Source organism: Streptomyces phaeochromogenes (genome assembly GCF_001418655.1).
Taxonomy (GTDB): Bacteria; Actinomycetota; Actinomycetes; order Streptomycetales; family Streptomycetaceae; genus Streptomyces; species Streptomyces phaeochromogenes.
Map to the genome: position 1 here is coordinate 77,436 of NZ_LIQZ01000161.1, position 15,447 is coordinate 92,882.

Below are 15,447 nucleotides of genomic sequence, written 5' to 3' on the forward strand. Positions count from 1 at the left end.
AGACATGAAGCACAGCAGGATCGGCACCGTCATGACGGCCGGCGTCGTCCGCGCCGTGTACGGCACCCCGTTCAAGGAGGTCGCTCGGCTGCTCGCAGACCACCGCATCAGCGGACTGCCCGTGGTCGACGAGGACGAGAAGGTCATCGGGGTGATCTCGGAGACCGACCTGATGGCCCGGCAGTCGCAGATACCCGGTCCAGGGCGCCGCTTCCGGCTCGCGACTCTGAGCCGAGGTGCCCGGAGGCAGGCGGCGAAGGCCCATGCCCGAACGGCCGGCCGGCTGATGTCCCAGCCACCCGTCACCGTGCACGCCGAGGACACCATCGCCGAGGCCGCCCGGACCATGGCGCGGCATCGCGTGGAGCGGCTGCCCGTCGTGGACGAGGAGGACCGGCTCGTCGGCATCGTCACCCGGCGCGACCTGCTCCAGGTCTTCCTGCGGCCGGACGCCGACATCCGCCACGAGGTGATCGAGGAGGTTCTGGTCCGCACGCTGTGGCTGGCGCCCCGGAGCGTGACGATCACCGTGACGGAGGGCGTCGTCACGCTCGCGGGTCACATGGAGCGCAAGAGCGAGACGGAGATCGCCGTCTCCATGACAAAACACATCGACGGAGTGGTGGCGGTGGTCGACATGCTCACCTACCGGCTCGACGACGCGCGCATCAGGCCGGACGAGCAGGCACTGCACGGAGTCACCGAGGACTGGCTGCGACGACTGTGAGAGGAGGCGGACCGCCATGCTCAGCAAGGTACTGGTCGCCTACGGAACGACGAACGGATCAACCGCCCGGATCGCCGAGGCGGTCGCCGACGTGCTGCGAAAGGAAGGGCTGACGGTCGAGGCACTGCCCGCCCGGTCCGTCGAGAGCGTGGAGGCGTACGACGCGGTGGTGGTCGGAGGCGGGCTCTACGCGGGACGGTGGCACCGTGACGCGCGACGGTTCGTCCGTCGCCACCGCCGCGCGCTGACCGGGCGCCCGCTGTGGTTCTTCAGCAGCGGCCCGCTCGACGTCACGGCCTCGGAACGGGACATCCCACCTGTGCCCGGCGTCCGCCGGGCCATGGTCCGGCTCGACGCCAAGGAGCACATCACCTTCGGGGGCTGCCTCGAAGAGGGCGCGAAGGGGCGTATCGCCCGGATGATCGTCTCCTCCGGAAAGGGCGGAGACTTCCGCGACTTCGGGCAGATCGAGTCCTGGGCCGCAGGCATCGGCGCACAGCTGCTCGCGCCTTCGCCAGGAAGGGAACCTCAGTAGACGCGGCCCCGGCCCGCCTCCGGACACTAGGGCCGTCCGGCACGGGATGTCGCACCGTTCGGCTCAAGTGTCCTGCGTCAAAGGGGAGTTGGATGAGAGTGAAGGAACTTCCCGATGTGCTTCCCGACAGGAGATGAGAGCAGTGCGTACGACTCTCACGCCGGAGTTCTATCAGCTGTTCGCCGTGCTGCTGGTCGCGGCCATGGCCGCGACGTTCGTCGTGGCCGCGGTGGCCGACGGGGCTTTCGTGTGGCTGTCGCGTCGGCTGTCCGCGCGTCGGCTGCCGCGCCGCGCAACAGTGCCGAACGTCCCCGAAAGGGGCCGAACCGCCCCTACTGCCGACCGCACGCCGGTGCGACGGTGAACGTGGTCCCCCCGACCGATGCGGGATCTCCGAGGCCGTACCGAAGGCGGTGACGATGATGGAGCTGCCCCTGGTTGTGGGTGTCGACGGATCGGAGTCCAGCCTCCGCGCGATGGACTGGGCTGTGGACGAGGCGGCCCGCCACGGCCTGCCGCTCCGCCTGGTGCACGCTCCCCTCTGGGAGCGCTACGAGGGCATCGACCTCCGGAGCGATCTCGGCCGGCCCTCCGGGCGGGTGCTTGCCGAGAACATCGTCGGATCCGCGGCGGAACGCGCCTGGCGGCGCAACCCTGCCGTGAGGGTCTCCACCGAGCTGGTGCCCGAAGAGGCGGTCTCCGCGTTGTTGCTGGAGGGCCGCAACGCCGCGGCGCTGGTGACGGGCTCGCGTGGCCGCGGCGAGCTCACGGGACTGCTCCTGGGTTCGGTCGGCCTGGGTGTGGCGGCCCGGGCCCACTGCCCGGTGATCGTGGTGCGCGGCGACAAGGTCGCCGTGGAGAGCAAGCACGAGCGGATCCTGCTCGGGGCCGGGGACCCCGACACGAGCAGTGAAGCGGTGCGTTTCGCGTTCCGTGAGGCCGCCGCCCGCGCCGGCACGCTCGATGTCGTACGTGCCTGGCGCTGCCCCGCGCACGAGACCGCCGATCATCCGGCGTCGGCGAACGAACCGGCGCGGTACCACGATGAGCGGGCTTCCGCCCTGCTGGACGCGGTGGTCCACGACGCCGTCGCGGACCACCCGGACGTGCGGATACGCCGAACGACGGTCGAGGGACCGGCCCGCAAGGTCCTGCTGCATCGCTCCGCCGCCGCCGACCTGGTGGTTGTCGGAGCCCGGCGCAGGCACGGCCACTTCGGCCTCCAGCTGGGCAGGGTGGGCCACACCCTGCTGCACCACGCGGGCTGCCCGGTGGCGATCGTGCCGCAACCGGTGTGACCGTGGAAAACGCCCCGTACGCACCCCATTCCTTCTCGCTCAGGAGTTGTCCATGACCGTCCGAGTGGGTATCGACGGATTCGGCCGCGTCGGCCGCGCCCGCCTGCGCGGGGCACCGGAGCGTGCCGAGTCCGACAGGTCGGCGTGCGCCGAGACGGCCGACGGGCGGCTGCGCGGCATCCTGCGGGTGACCACCGCGCCGATTGTCTCCCGTGACGTGATCGGCGATCCCGCCCCCTACGTCTTCGACGCGGCCCCGGCCCAGGCGCACGGCGACCCGGTGAAGGTCATCGGCCGGTACGACAAAGAGTGGGGCTGCAGCAACCGGCTGCTCGACCTCACCGGTGCCGAGCCGACGGGCCGCTTCCAGCAACACGTGGCGGAGCAGCTGTGAACCGGCCGCCCGCCCGGCCCGGGAACTCCCTCGACGGCATCTCACCCGTGCTGAGGGGCGTTCGTGCCGTCGTCCTCGACACAGACGGAGTGATCACCGACTCGGCCAGGGTGCACGCCGCCGCCTGGAAGACCGCCTTCGACGCGTTCCTGCGCGACCATCCGCCCCAGGACCCTCACCAGCGGCGTCCGTTCGACACACGCGACGACTATCTGAAGTACGTGGACGGCAAGTCCCGCCTCGACGGCGCCGCCGCCTTCCTCGCCTCACGCGGCCTCGACCTGCCCGCCGAGACGGTCCGCGACGTCGCCGCCGACAAGGAGCGGCTGTTCACCGAGCGGCTGCGTGAGAAGGGCATCGACGCCTACCCGGGTACGGTGCGGCTGCTGCGAGCCCTGCGGCGCGAGGCGGTGCCCCTTGCCGCCGCCTCCGCGTCCCACCACGCCCGTGAACTCCTCACCAGGGCCGGCGTCCTCGACCTCTTCGCCGCGCTGGTCGACGGCGGCGAGGCGGCCCGGCTCGGCCTGCCGGGCAAACCGCGGCCCGACCTCTTCCTGGAAGCGGCCCGCCGGCTCGGTGTCCCCGCCGACCGCACCGCCGTCGTCGAGGATGCCCTGGCAGGTGTGGAGGCAGGCCGTCTGGGCGGGTTCGCCCTGGTCATCGGTGTGGATCGCACGGCCGGTCCGGACACCCGGGCCGGACTCCTGCGGCACGGCGCCCACCTGGTCGTACGCGACCTGGGTGAACTGATCGAGGCAGGAGTACCGACGTGACGGGCTGGACCTGGGACTACGAGGGCTACGAACCCGCGGACGAGCGGCTCAGGGAGTCCCTGTGCACGCTGGGCAACGGCTACTTCGCCACCCGAGGGTCGATCCCCGAGTGCGCGGCCGACGACGTGCACTACCCCGGGACGTACGCGGCGGGTTGCTACAACCGGCTCACCTCCGACGTGGCCGGACGCCGGGTCGAGAACGAGGACATGGTCAACCTGCCCAACTGGTTGCCGCTCCGCTTCCGCCTGCACGGCGATGACGGCCCGGGACCGTGGCTCACCCCGGACACCGCGACCGTCCTCGAACACCACCAGACCCTCCATCTGTCCACCGGCCTGCTGGAGCGCCGGACACGGTACGCCGACGACGTGGGCCGCACCCTGGCCGTACGCCAACTGCGCATCGTGCACATGGCAGACCCTCATCTGGCCGCCATGCGCACCGAGTTCACGGCGGAGAACTTCTCCGGCGAACTCGACGTCGAGGCGGTCCTCGACGGCGCCGTCACCAACGCGGGCGTGGCGCGCTACCGGGACCTGGACGGCCGCCATCTGACCCACGTGCACACCGACACCGCCGCCCAGGACACCGTGTGGCTGCGCTGCCGCACCCGTACGTCGGACATCCGCGTCGGCATGGCGGCCCGCCTCACCGCAGACGAGCCTGTATCCACCCGTCACGGGGCCCTGCGCGCCGTCCAGCACACGCGCCTGCCCCTCGCCCCTGATCGCACCGTCACCGTCGACAAGGCCGTCACCCTGCACACCTCGCGGGACTCGGCGATCAGTGACCCGCTGCGCGCGGCGATCGACCGGGTGAGCGCGGCACCCGGCTTCGACGACCTGCTGGAGTCGCACATCACGGCATGGGACCAGCTGTGGCGCCGGGCCGAACTGGACGTGCCGGGCGAGGCGGGCAGCATCCTGCGGCTGCACCTCTTCCACGTCCTGCAGACCCTCTCCCCGCACACCGCCGACCTCGACGTGGGCGTACCGGCCCGAGGTCTGCACGGTGAGGCGTACCGGGGTCACATCTTCTGGGACGAACTGTTCGTCCTCCCCTATCTCAACCTGCACTTCCCCGAGGTGTCCCGCGCCATGCTCGGCTACCGCCACCGCCGGCTCGAACAGGCCCGTTCCGCAGCCCGTGCCGTCGGCCGCACTGGTGCGCTCTACCCCTGGCAGAGCGGCAGCGACGGCCGCGAGGAGACACAGGAACTGCATCTCAACCCACGCTCCGGGCGCTGGCTGCCCGACCACTCACGCCTTCAGTACCACGTCGGCTCGGCCGTCGCCTACAACGTGTGGCAGTACTGCGAGGCGAGCGGGGACGCCGAGTTCCTGCACACCAAGGGTGCTGAGATGCTCCTGCAGATCGCCCGCTTCTGGGCGGACTCGGCCACGTACGACGAGAGTCTCGGACGGCACCGCATCCGCGGCGTGGTCGGCCCGGACGAATACCACGACGCCTACCCCGGTGCCGAGAAACCCGGCCTCGACGACAACGCCTATACGAACGTCACGGCCGCCTGGGTGCTGACCCGCACGCTCGAAGTACTCCAGGCACTGCCCGAACCGCGCCGGCGGGAACTCGTCGAACGGACGGCCCTGGACGGCGGCGAACTCGAACTCTGGGAGGACGTGTCCCGCACGCTCCACGTGCCCTTCCACGACGACGTCATCAGCCAGTTCGAGGGCTACGGCGACCTGGAGGAACTCGACTGGGACGCCTACCGCGACCGGTACGGCGACATCCGCCGGCTGGACCGGATCCTGGAGGCGGAAGGCGACACCGTCAACCGCTACCAGGCGTCCAAGCAGGCCGATGTCCTCATGCTCGGCTACCTCTTCTCACCTGCCGAGCTCCAGGGGCTGTTCAGGAGACTCGGCCACCGCCTCGACGAAGCCACCTGGCGGCGCACCGTCGACCACTACATGCGACGTACCAGCCACGGATCCACCCTGAGCGGGCTGGTCCACGGCTGGGTGCTGGCCCGGGCCCGGCGCGCCGAGGCATGGACGTTCTGCCAGGAGGCGCTCAAGGGCGACATCGCCGACCTCCAGGGCGGGACCACCGGAGAGGGAATCCACCTGGGCGCCATGGCCGGCACCCTCGATCTCGTCCAGCGCGGACTGACCGGACTGGAAACGCGCCAGGGTGCCCTGTGGTTGGACCCGGTGCCGCTGCCGGAGCTGTCCTCCTACGGGTTCGCCCTTGGTTACCAGGGGCACTGGGGAGTGCGGCTGCGAATGGAGCAAGGGAGTCTGGAGATCGAAGTGCCCTCGTCCGACCGGTCGCCGATCGACATCCGGCTGCGCGATCGTGTGGTTTCCGTGCAGCCGGGGGAGACGGTTCAGCTAGTGCTGCCCGACTGATGCCTGTGCGGGAAGAGTTGTCTGAGATCCGGCCAAGGCCCCTTGGCCGGATCATCAAGACGATGGTCTGAGCCCTGGTTCTTCAGGGTCGCGAGATCGGCTCGGCCCCTCCAGGCGAAGAGGGATTTCGGGGGCATCGGTCGTAGTGCGGGGAAGGAAGGTCAATTCATCTCTGCCACGAAGAGGGGGGCGACAAGGGCCGCGGGTCTCCCTCGATCGACGGCCGGGAGGACACAACTCGCCTCCACCATCGGGCGTTTCGAGAGAGCGTCGCTGTGTTGCTACGGCGTGTGGTCGACTCGTATGAAGAGAGCGTCTACCACATGACGGACTTGTGCTGCGGGAATACGCCTGGCACTTCACCGTCCCCTGGTCAAGGCAGGTTGCGATGCGGAATCTCCGTACGGGGGCGACGCCGGGCCGCGGAGTGTCCTGGAGTTCGAGGCCGAGGCCACGGGGTCTGGGCGTCAGGAGTACCGGATGGCTCCGCCGGGGGTGAGGGCCGGTTGAGGGTCTGCCTGCTGGAGTTCGGCGAGCAACTCGCTCTGGCCAGTGATCAATTCGGTCAGGATCCGGCGGGCTGCACGCAGGAGCTCGGCCACATCGCCGCCGGCAAGGGCGTAGCTGACGGTGGAACCCTCCCGGATGGACACCACGATCCCGGAGCGGCGCAGTACGGCCAGTTGCTGGGAGAGACTGGACGGTTCGATCTCGATATCGCTGAGCAGGTCGCGTACGGAGACGGGGCCGTTTTGCAGCAGCTCCAGGACCCGGATGCGTACCGGGTGTCCGAGCATCCGGAAGAACTCGGCCTTGGCCTGGTAGAGGGGGACCTGCATGGTCAATCGCTCCCTGCCGCATTCGACGGGCTGCATCCGGGCGCGGTGGCCCTGTACGTGCCACCGCGGGGGTCTTGCTGACCGATCCTGGCGCATCCGGCCCCGCACGCCCATGGGATTGATCTGATCTCAATGTGCCGAGTTGAAGAAATCTTCAAGTCGTGGGCGTGCGTGGCTGTGGAGCACGCGCTTTTCTATACGTCCAGTTGGGTCTCGATGCTCTTGAGCTGGTGGCGGGCCATTGCGAGGTTGGATTTCTTCTTGTCGAGTACGAGGTAGAGGAACAAGCCGTTGCCGCCACGGCCCTTGAGTGGCCGGAGGATGTGGTATTGGCTGCCGAGAGTGATCAGGATGTCCTCGATCTCACCCTTGAGTCCGAGGTGTTCCATGGTGCGGGTCTTGGCTCGGATCACGTCCGTGTTGCCCGCCGCCGCAACAGTCAGGTCGAGGTCCTTGCTACCCCCCAGAGTGCCCAGCGCCATGCCGCTGGTGTAGTCGACCAGAGCAGTTCCTAACGCGCCCTCGATCGAAGCCATGATCTCCTTCAGGCAGATCTCCACATTGCTCATACCGACGTCTCCTTCTTGTCACTGCGAGACTCGGGCGTCGCCCTCCTCGCGGATGCCCCGGACCCTACGTAGGGCCTGCGACCCGCAGCCCTGTTGTTCCGGTACTGGCCGAGAGAGCCTCAAAAAGTCGGATGATGCGATATCTGCGACCGCTCATGTTCGGCGCGCGACAACGGGCACCAGCGCCAGGTTCGGCACCCAGAGCCTCGTATATCCGATATGCGCCCAGCGGTGCCTTCGAGCAGTTCTCGCCCGTCCACCGCTCGCGGGGAACTCCGGGTGTCATCTGACGTGATTGAACGAGCAGCTCGTGCGACTTCACGGTGAGCCGCTCGCCGGGCGGCTGCTCCGGTTCTGCGACACGGGGAGCGCACTGCTCGCGGGTGGCGAGATCGGAGATGTACGGATCACGGGCGGCGGGGCTGAGAGGGCGGATGCATCACGAATCATGGGAAACGGACCGTTACGGCAAGGCCGCCCGTCTGGCCGGGCTCGGCCGTTGCCTCGGTTCCATGGGCCTCGGCGATGGAGCGGACGATGGCGAGACCCAGCCCGTGTCCCGTGGTGCCGACGCGGTCCTGGGCGGGGCGGCGGAACGGCTCGAAAAGATCCGGTACCCGGTCGGCGGGCACCGGAGGCCCGGTGTTGGTCACCGTCAGTGTGCGGCCGTCGATCAACACCCGGACCCGGCCGCCGGGATGGTTGTACTGAATGGCGTTGCGGACGAGGTTGGTCAGCAGGTGGCGCACCAGCACCGGATCACCAGGGACGGTCAACTGCTGGTCTGCCGACACGGCTACGTCCACCTGCTCGCCCTCGGCCTGCGGAGCAAGCTCGGCCGCGACCAGCCGGGCCGCGGCCGACAGGTCCACGGGCTCGGTCTCGTCCAGGCCGCGATCACTGCGGGCGAGCAGCAGCAGCGCGTTGATCAGCCGCTCGGCCTCACGGTTGGCGGTGAGCAGGTCCTCGCGTACGTCGGCGAGACCCTCGGGGAGGGGATCGGCGAGGCCGACCTCCAGGCTGGTGCGCTGGACCGCGAGGGGAGTCCTTAGCTCGTGGGAGGCGTTGGCCACAAAGCGCCGCTGGCTCTCGAACGACTTCTCCAGCCGGTCGAGCATGGTGTCGAACGTGTCGGCCAGACGCTGGAGTTCGTCGTCGGGACCGGTGAGCGCCAGCCGCTGATGCAGGTTCTGCTCACTGATCCGACGAGTGGCATCCGTCATCGCGGCGACCGGCCCGAGCGCCCGCCCGGCCAGCCACCGGCCGAGCAGTCCGGCCAGCACCGCCATCACGAGCAGCCCGACGGCCGACCAGAGGACCATCTGCCGCAGGGCGGTGTCCTGCACGGCCTGTACGGTCTGGTCCATCTGCCGGATCATGGCGAAGTCGTCGCGAGGCCTGACCAGCGGCGGAACGGTCCCCTGGGGATCCGTGGGTTGCGCGCCCACCGTGGCGAACCCGCCACCGCTCGGCACTTCACCCTTCCAGATCTCGATTCCCTTGACCTGCTGGGCCGTTCCATAGCGCGCGAGCAGCACCACGAAGGCCAGCAGCGCCGCGCCCGCGAGCAGGAAGAGCACGGAGAAGGCCGCGGTCAGCCGGGCACGGAAGGGCATGCCCCGCAGCAGCGCCCGCGGGTTCAGTCGCACAGCCGGTATCCCTGACCCTTGTCGGCGGTGATGAGACCGGGGTCGCCCAGCTTGCGCCGCAGCCGGCTGACGACGGCCCGTACCACGCCGGTGCGCGGGTCGAGGTTCTCGTCCCAGAGGGTGCGTACGAGTTCGTCGTGCGGCACCGCCACCCCCTGGGCCTCCATCAGCAGTCGCAGAACCGCGAACTCCTTGGGTGTCAGTTCGAGTGGCCGGCCCTCCACGGACACCTCGTGCCGCGCCCGGTCCAGGGTGATGCCCTCGTGTCGCAGCGCGGCCGGAGGCGACTTGGGGACGCGGCGGCCGAGCGTCCGTATGCGGGCGACCAGCTCGGCGAAGTCGAAGGGCTTGGCCAGATAGTCGTCGGCGCCGAGCGTCGTGAGTCCGTAGACCTTGTCCGTGATCTCGCCGGCCGCGGTGAGCATCAGGATCCTTGGCGGGTCGGTGAGTTCGCGCAGCCGTCGGCACACCTCGTCGCCCGTCATGACCGGAAGGTCGCGGTCGAGGACCAGCACGTCGTAGTCGGTGAGCAGACACATCCGCTCGGCCTCGTCACCGGAGACGGCGAGATCGACGGCCATCGCCTGCCGACGCAGACCCGTGGCGATCGTACGGGCGAGAACACGGTGGTCCTCTGCTACCAGAACTCTCATGAGCCCCATGAAACCCGGCGCGGCATTGCAGCGGAGTAAGGACGGTGGCCGCAGGGGCACGTCCCCGGTACCGCAGGTGCAGGGCCCTTATGCCCCTGTAACGCGCTTATCCCGCTGTACAGGGCGCCCTGCTTCTGTCGTGACCATGAACTTCGTCAAGCGCGCCGGGCTGAGCCTGCGTGCCAGGAAAGTCAGGACCGCCGTCCTGCTGGGGATCTTCGTCGTCATCTGCACCCTGCTGCTGGGCGGCTTCCTGCTGCAAGGCGCCACCGCCCGTCAGGAGGCGGACGCACAGCGGACGATCGGCGTCGACGTGACGCTGAAGGGCAAGGCCCTCACCCCGGCGCTGGCGGACCGGCTCGGCTCGTCCCCGCAGGTCCACCGGTACAACCCGCGGCTCCCGATCGAGGCCGGGGCCCGCGGTATCGAGCCGCTGGAGTCCGACGTTCCGAGGCCCGGCGGCGACCGCTCCGGGGCGAAGACACCGCGTCCCCTGGCGCTGAACGGTGTGCGGGACTCGGGCCTGCTGCTGCCTTTCTCGTACGGCTCGAACAAGATCACTGCCGGGCGTGGGATCACCCCTGAAGACGCCGGTCGCCGGGTCGCCATGGTCGAGAAACGGCTGGCCTCGACGAACGGGCTCAAGGTGGGCGACACCATCCGCGCCCTGTCCGCCGACGGCAAGAACACCGTCCCGCTCACGGTCGTCGGGATCTACCGCGACGCGACGCCGGACCCGACGAGGTGGACGCCGCCGCACCTGCTGCCTGGCAACACGCTGTACGTACCGGTCCGCGCCGCTCAGCAACTGAGCCCCGGCACCGCGGACTTGGCCGAGGCGGTCTTCAGGATCGGCTCCCCGGAACAGGCCGAGCAGCTGCATGCCGAGGCCCGGCGGCTCCTCGGCACGGGGCCCTTCGACTTCCGCGTCAACGACAAGGCGTACAAGGACCAGGTCCGTCCGATCCAGCGGGTGGGAACCTTCGCCAGGCTGATCGTCCAGCTCATCGCCTTGGCCGGGGCGCTCATTCTCGGACTCATCGTGATGCTGCAGATCCGGGAGCGCCGCGACGAACTCGGCATGCTGCTGTCGCTGGGCGAGAAGAAGTGGAAGCTCATCGGCCAGCACACCGTGGAAGTCGCCGCGGTCGCCCTGCCCGCGGTGGCCCTCGCCGCCCTGGCCGGTCAGATCGCCGCCCAGCAGGCGGGCGACGCACTGCTGGGCCACCAGGAGTCCGCTTCATCGCCGAGGCCCCGTTCGCCGGACGCAGTGGCCGACTCGCCCGAGATGCGCGTCCAGCCGTCCGACCTGGGCAAGGTCGCCGGTATCGGTCTGGGCATCTCCCTGGTCTCAACTGTCGTCCCCGGCATCGGAATTCTGCGCCTCCACCCCCGCTCCATCCTCACCGACAGCGAATAAGCACCGCACCGAAACAGACCGGGAGATCCGACCGACATGAACTTCGTCAAACGCGCAGGGTTCAGCCTGTGGTCCCGCAGAGGCAGGACCCTGATCACCCTCTGCACCTTCCTCGTCATCTCCGTGATGGTGCTGGCCGGCGTACTGATCGCGGACGCGACCGCCCAGGCCAAGAACGAGGCCAAGCGCTCCGTGGGCGCCGAGGTCAACCTGGTGATGGACCTGAGCGGCCAGAACGCCGCCGGTGGTCTGATGGCCCCTCAGATCAGTGCCGGAACGGTGGAGAAGCTGGGCGCGTCCACGCTGGTCCAGAAGTACAACTACTCCATGTTCGACCGCGGCGTCGTCAAGGGCGGCACCGAACTGGTCACCGGGGGAACGGACACCGCGGCCTCCGGCATGGGTCCCAATGGCACGGCAACCGTCGGTGTCCTCGACTCGGCCCTGCTGCCCGACTTCCGCAGCGGCAAGTTCCAACTCCTGTCCGGAGCACACCTCACCGCCGCCGACAAGGACAAGCGCCTGCTGCTGATCGAGGAGAGGCTGGCCGGGAAGAACGGCCTCAAGACCGGCGACAAGATCACCCTGGGCGCGAACGAAGGCACTGCCAAAGCCGAGTTCACCGTGGCCGGGATCTACCGGGACCCGCGCCCCAGCTCCGAACCCGAGCCCGAGTACTTCGTCGACCCGGCCAACATGCTGTACGCCTCCATCGGCGGCTTCGCCGGACTCAACGCCACCCAGGACAGGTCCCTCAAGGTCACGAAAGCGACCTTCCTCCTCCAGGACGCCGAAGACCTGCCGAAGTTCAAGGAGGAGGCCGAGCGGATCGCGGGATCCGAGCTCGACGGGTTCCAACTGGACGCGAACGACAAGGCGATCCGGCAGATGACGGGCCCGCTGGACAGCATCGGATCCACCGCCGCCCTCGCGATGTGGCTGATCGGTATCGCGGGCGCCGCCGTCCTCGTCCTCCTCGTCAACCTCGCGGTCAAGCAGCGCCGCAAGGAGTACGGCGTACTGCTGGCCATGGGCGAGAAGAAGTGGAAACTCATCGCCCAGCAGGCGCTGGAGATCGTCGCGGTCGCGGCCCTCGCCATCGGACTGAGCTCCCTGTTCACCCAGAGCCTGACCCAGAGCGCGAGCCAGTCGCTGCTCGGCGAAGAAGCCGCCGCGGCCCGGCAAAAGCTCGAATCGTGGCAGCCCCCGGCCCCCGGCAGCACCGGCATCGACCAGGGCATCGACCCGAACGACAAGCCGGTGGAGAACGCCGACCCCATCGACAGGATCGACATACGCCTGGACCCCGCGGACCTCGCCACCGTGGGCGCCGTCGGCCTCGGCCTCGGACTGCTCGCCACCGCCGTCCCGGCCGCCTCCGTACTGCGGCTCAGCCCGCGGACCATCCTCACGAAGGGCAAGTGACAGCCACCATGACCACCGCCACCGATACCGCGACCGAACCCCCGCCCGTCCTCCGGCTCGACGGCGTCAGCCACACCTACATCGGCCAGCGACGCCGGACCACCGTCCTCAAGAACATCGACTACAGCTTCCGGCGCGGCACCTTCTACACGGTCCTGGGACCCTCGGGCAGCGGAAAAACCACCCTGCTCAGCCTCGCGAGCGGCCTCGACGCACCCACCCGGGGCACCATCAGCTTCAACGGTCAGGACCTGACGAAGCTCGGCCTCGGCCGCTACCGGAACAAGCACGCCGCCACGATCTTCCAGCACTACAACCTGCTCACCTACATGACCGCCCTTCAGAACGTCACCACCGCCATGGAGATCACCGGTGTGAAGCCGGGCAGTGGTGGCCGCAGGGCGCGCGCGCTGGAACTCCTGGAGCGGGTCGGCCTGGACAAGCACATGGCGACGCGCAACGTCATGCGGCTCTCCGGCGGCCAGCAGCAGCGCGTCGCCATCACCCGCGCCCTGGCCTGCGACGTCGACATCCTCTTCGCCGACGAACCGACCGGAAACCTCGACGAGGACACGGCCCAGGGCATCATCGACACCTTCCGCGAACTCGCCCACGAACAGGACAAGTGCGTGGTGGTCGTCACCCACTCCCAGCGCCTTGCGGCCCAGTCGGATCGCGTACTCACCCTGCGCAAGGGCAAGTTGACGGAGTGACCCGGGGCGGCCCGCTCGCCGTGCGCGGCTACTCCGGCAGCTCCAGCATGGGTTCACCGCAGGACTGGCATTCGGCGAAGACATCGAGATCGTTGAGTATCTCGGCGTACTCGGGGTGACCCTTGAGGGCCGCCGCGGCGGCGAGCAGATAGCGAGTGGTGATCTGGTCGTGCTCCGCGCTGGCCAATGTGTCGGCCAGCAGGGTCATGGCCTCGGGTAGGGCCTGACGGTAGGCGTCCGCGATGTCGTCGGGCAGGTCCGCCGGAGTCTCGCCGAGTTCACCGGAGCACATCGCCACGAGGCCGACGACGTACAGGTAGTCGTCGCGCTTGGCCGGCGGAAGCCCGCGCGCGATCGTGACGATGTACGGCACGGCCGCGTAGGCGGCCGGCCAGGCGGTGCCCTCGGAACACAGGTACGGCCACAGGTCGTTGAAGTGCCCGCCGTTCATGGGGTCGGCCATCAGATGGCGCAACTCGTCGGGAACGAAGGGGGCGTCGGGCGCGCTGCCCTGCCCCTTGGACCAACCCCGGTGGTCGAGGGCGGGCCAGCGCGGGTCGTCCAAAGGCATCATGGGCGGAAAGTGTAGGTGGACCGGATGGGCGGGATTGACCAGGTGGACGCGATGGCCTGTCGGCCGGGAGGTCCCGGTGCCCCTCAGCGGGGAACTGGCCCGCCTCCGGAGAGCCGAGCTCACCTAGTGCTGTGACCGCATAGGTTCGCCGGTTTGGTGGTCGTGGCGATTGGATGTGCGGTGACATCCGATCCGATCGCTGGAGGCGCGGTGGCTGAGCCTGTCCGCGTGCGCAGACTGACCGACCAGGAGGGGCAGCGTCTGCAGCAGATCGTGCGGCGGGGCAGCACCAATTCGGTGCGCTACCGGCGCGCGATGATGCTGCTGGCCTCGGCCGGCGGGAACCGCGTGCCGGTGATCGCCCAGCTGGTCCCGGCCGACGAGGACACAGCGCGCGATGTGATCCACCGGTTCAACGAGATCGGGCTGGCCTGCCTGGACCCCAAGTGGGCGGGAGGCCGTCCCGCCTGCTCAGCCCTGACGACGAAGATTTCGTCGTGGCGACGGCCACCACCCGCCCGGCCAGGCTCGGCCTGACCTTCACCCGCTGGTCGTTACGCAAACTCGTCGCCTACCTGCGCAAAGTACACGGCCGGGTGATCCGGATCGGCCGCGAGGCCCTGCGGCGCCTGCTCGCCCGCCGCGGCGTGACCTTCCAGCGGACCAAGACCTGGAAGGAGTCCACCGATCCCGAGCGCGACGCCAAGCTCGACCGGATCGAGTACCTCCTGGAGAACTTCCCCGACCGCATATTCGCTTTTGACGAGTTCGGCCCGCTGGGCATCCGTCCCACCGGGGGAACCTGCTGGGCCCGGCAGGGCCGCCCCGACCGGGTCCCGGCGACCTACCACCGCACCCACGGCGTCACCTACTTCCATGGCTGCTACTCGATGGGCGACGACACCTTGTGGGGCCGTCAACCGCCGTCGCAAGGGAGCGGCCAACAGCCTGGCCGCGCTCAAGTCCGTCCGGGCCGTCCGCCCGGACGGCGCCCCGTTCTACGTGATCCTGGACAACCTCTCCGCACACAAGGGCACGAAGATCCGCCGGTGGGTGCAGAGGAACAAGGTCGAGCTGTGCTTCACACCGACCAACGCCTCCTGGGCCAACCCGATCGAGGCGCACTTCGGGCCGCCGCGGCAGTTCACGCTCGCCAACTCGAACCGTCCCAACCACCCCGTCCAGACCCGCGAGTTGCACCGCTGTCTGCGGTGGCGCAACCAGAACGCTCGGTACCCCGATGTCCTGGCCGCCCAGCGACGCGAACGCGCCCGCGTCCGCAGCGAGAAGGGCATCCGCTGGGGCGGACGCCCACTGCCCGTCACGGCCTGACGCCTGGCTCACGACGGCCGCCGAGCCCTACCACCGCAACTCACCCCTTGGGCCGGGCCTGGACCGGGCTGTGCCGTGTCCGGCTGCGGGCCCGGCCGTAATTCGCTTGCCCTGGCTACGGGTTGAAGCTGCACTGTGGCCAGACACCATGAGTCGTGGTGCCGGTAT

14 protein-coding genes and 2 pseudogenes are annotated in these 15,447 nt (G+C 69.2%); 11 read left to right on the plus strand and 5 right to left on the minus strand.

Annotation, left to right across the window (positions count from 1 at the left end; genetic code table 11):
* Window positions 1–4 precede the first annotated feature (4 nt).
* The 7 genes and pseudogenes from AOK17_RS22170 (at window position 5) to AOK17_RS22200 (ending at window position 6,105) form a co-directional block, all read left to right on the plus strand.
* On the plus strand, window positions 5–727 hold the full coding sequence (locus AOK17_RS22170) for a CBS domain-containing protein (protein ID WP_055614265.1): 723 nt from the start codon (window positions 5–7) through the stop codon (window positions 725–727).
* A gap of 16 nt (window positions 728–743) precedes the next feature.
* Window positions 744–1,262 (plus strand): flavodoxin domain-containing protein, encoded by a 519-nt coding sequence (locus AOK17_RS22175; RefSeq protein ID WP_055614266.1) that lies wholly within the window; start codon window positions 744–746, stop codon window positions 1,260–1,262.
* Between the two features lie 142 nt (window positions 1,263–1,404).
* Window positions 1,405–1,626, plus strand: coding sequence for a hypothetical protein (locus AOK17_RS22180; protein WP_055614267.1), 222 nt, complete (start codon window positions 1,405–1,407; stop codon window positions 1,624–1,626).
* A 58-nt stretch (window positions 1,627–1,684) separates the two neighbouring features.
* Window positions 1,685–2,560: a universal stress protein gene (locus tag AOK17_RS22185; protein ID WP_079053208.1), complete on the plus strand. Its 876-nt coding sequence runs from the start codon at window positions 1,685–1,687 to the stop codon at window positions 2,558–2,560.
* Window positions 2,561–2,702: 142 nt separating this feature from the next.
* A pseudogene (locus AOK17_RS22190) lies at window positions 2,703–2,954 on the plus strand (hypothetical protein); the annotation flags it as partial.
* The gene (locus AOK17_RS22195; protein WP_055614270.1) at window positions 2,951–3,727 is read left to right on the plus strand and encodes an HAD family hydrolase; all 777 of its coding nucleotides are present in this window, start codon (window positions 2,951–2,953) and stop codon (window positions 3,725–3,727) included. The pseudogene AOK17_RS22190 and the gene AOK17_RS22195, both read left to right, overlap by 4 nt.
* Window positions 3,724–6,105, plus strand: a complete 2,382-nt coding sequence (locus AOK17_RS22200; RefSeq protein WP_055614271.1) for a glycoside hydrolase family 65 protein — start codon at window positions 3,724–3,726, stop codon at window positions 6,103–6,105. Before AOK17_RS22195 ends, AOK17_RS22200 begins: the two co-directional genes overlap by 4 nt.
* Before the next feature lie 467 nt (window positions 6,106–6,572).
* On the opposite strand, the gene AOK17_RS22205 is transcribed toward AOK17_RS22200, so the two are convergent.
* From AOK17_RS22205 to AOK17_RS22220, 4 genes are all read right to left on the minus strand, one after another.
* Window positions 6,573–6,944: an ArsR/SmtB family transcription factor gene (locus AOK17_RS22205; protein ID WP_055614272.1), complete on the minus strand. Its 372-nt coding sequence runs from the start codon at window positions 6,942–6,944 to the stop codon at window positions 6,573–6,575.
* A gap of 194 nt (window positions 6,945–7,138) precedes the next feature.
* Window positions 7,139–7,513 (minus strand): hypothetical protein, encoded by a 375-nt coding sequence (locus AOK17_RS22210; RefSeq protein WP_055614273.1) that lies wholly within the window; start codon window positions 7,511–7,513, stop codon window positions 7,139–7,141.
* Window positions 7,514–7,959: 446 nt separating this feature from the next.
* Window positions 7,960–9,162, minus strand: a complete 1,203-nt coding sequence (locus tag AOK17_RS22215) for a sensor histidine kinase (RefSeq protein ID WP_055614274.1) — start codon at window positions 9,160–9,162, stop codon at window positions 7,960–7,962.
* Complete coding sequence (locus tag AOK17_RS22220) at window positions 9,153–9,815, minus strand: response regulator transcription factor (RefSeq protein ID WP_055614275.1); 663 nt, start codon at window positions 9,813–9,815, stop codon at window positions 9,153–9,155. The genes AOK17_RS22215 and AOK17_RS22220 overlap by 10 nt, the downstream gene beginning before the upstream one ends.
* Window positions 9,816–9,960: 145 nt before the next feature.
* Between AOK17_RS22220 and AOK17_RS22225 the strand changes: the two genes are divergently transcribed.
* From AOK17_RS22225 to AOK17_RS22235, 3 genes are read left to right on the plus strand one after another with little or no spacing between them, the layout of a single operon-like run.
* Window positions 9,961–11,235, plus strand: coding sequence for an ABC transporter permease (locus tag AOK17_RS22225; RefSeq protein ID WP_055614276.1), 1,275 nt, complete (start codon window positions 9,961–9,963; stop codon window positions 11,233–11,235).
* A gap of 36 nt (window positions 11,236–11,271) precedes the next feature.
* Window positions 11,272–12,660 (plus strand): ABC transporter permease, encoded by a 1,389-nt coding sequence (locus AOK17_RS22230; protein ID WP_055614277.1) that lies wholly within the window; start codon window positions 11,272–11,274, stop codon window positions 12,658–12,660.
* Window positions 12,657–13,373, plus strand: a complete 717-nt coding sequence (locus tag AOK17_RS22235; RefSeq protein ID WP_245697282.1) for an ABC transporter ATP-binding protein — start codon at window positions 12,657–12,659, stop codon at window positions 13,371–13,373. Before AOK17_RS22230 ends, AOK17_RS22235 begins: the two co-directional genes overlap by 4 nt.
* A gap of 28 nt (window positions 13,374–13,401) precedes the next feature.
* On the opposite strand, the gene AOK17_RS22240 is transcribed toward AOK17_RS22235, so the two are convergent.
* On the minus strand, window positions 13,402–13,947 hold the full coding sequence (locus AOK17_RS22240) for a hypothetical protein (protein ID WP_157881374.1): 546 nt from the start codon (window positions 13,945–13,947) through the stop codon (window positions 13,402–13,404).
* Window positions 13,948–14,157: 210 nt separating this feature from the next.
* On the opposite strand from AOK17_RS22240, the pseudogene AOK17_RS22245 reads away from it, so the two are divergent.
* Window positions 14,158–15,279 (plus strand): annotated as a pseudogene (locus AOK17_RS22245) (IS630 family transposase).
* Window positions 15,280–15,447: the final 168 nt, after the last annotated feature.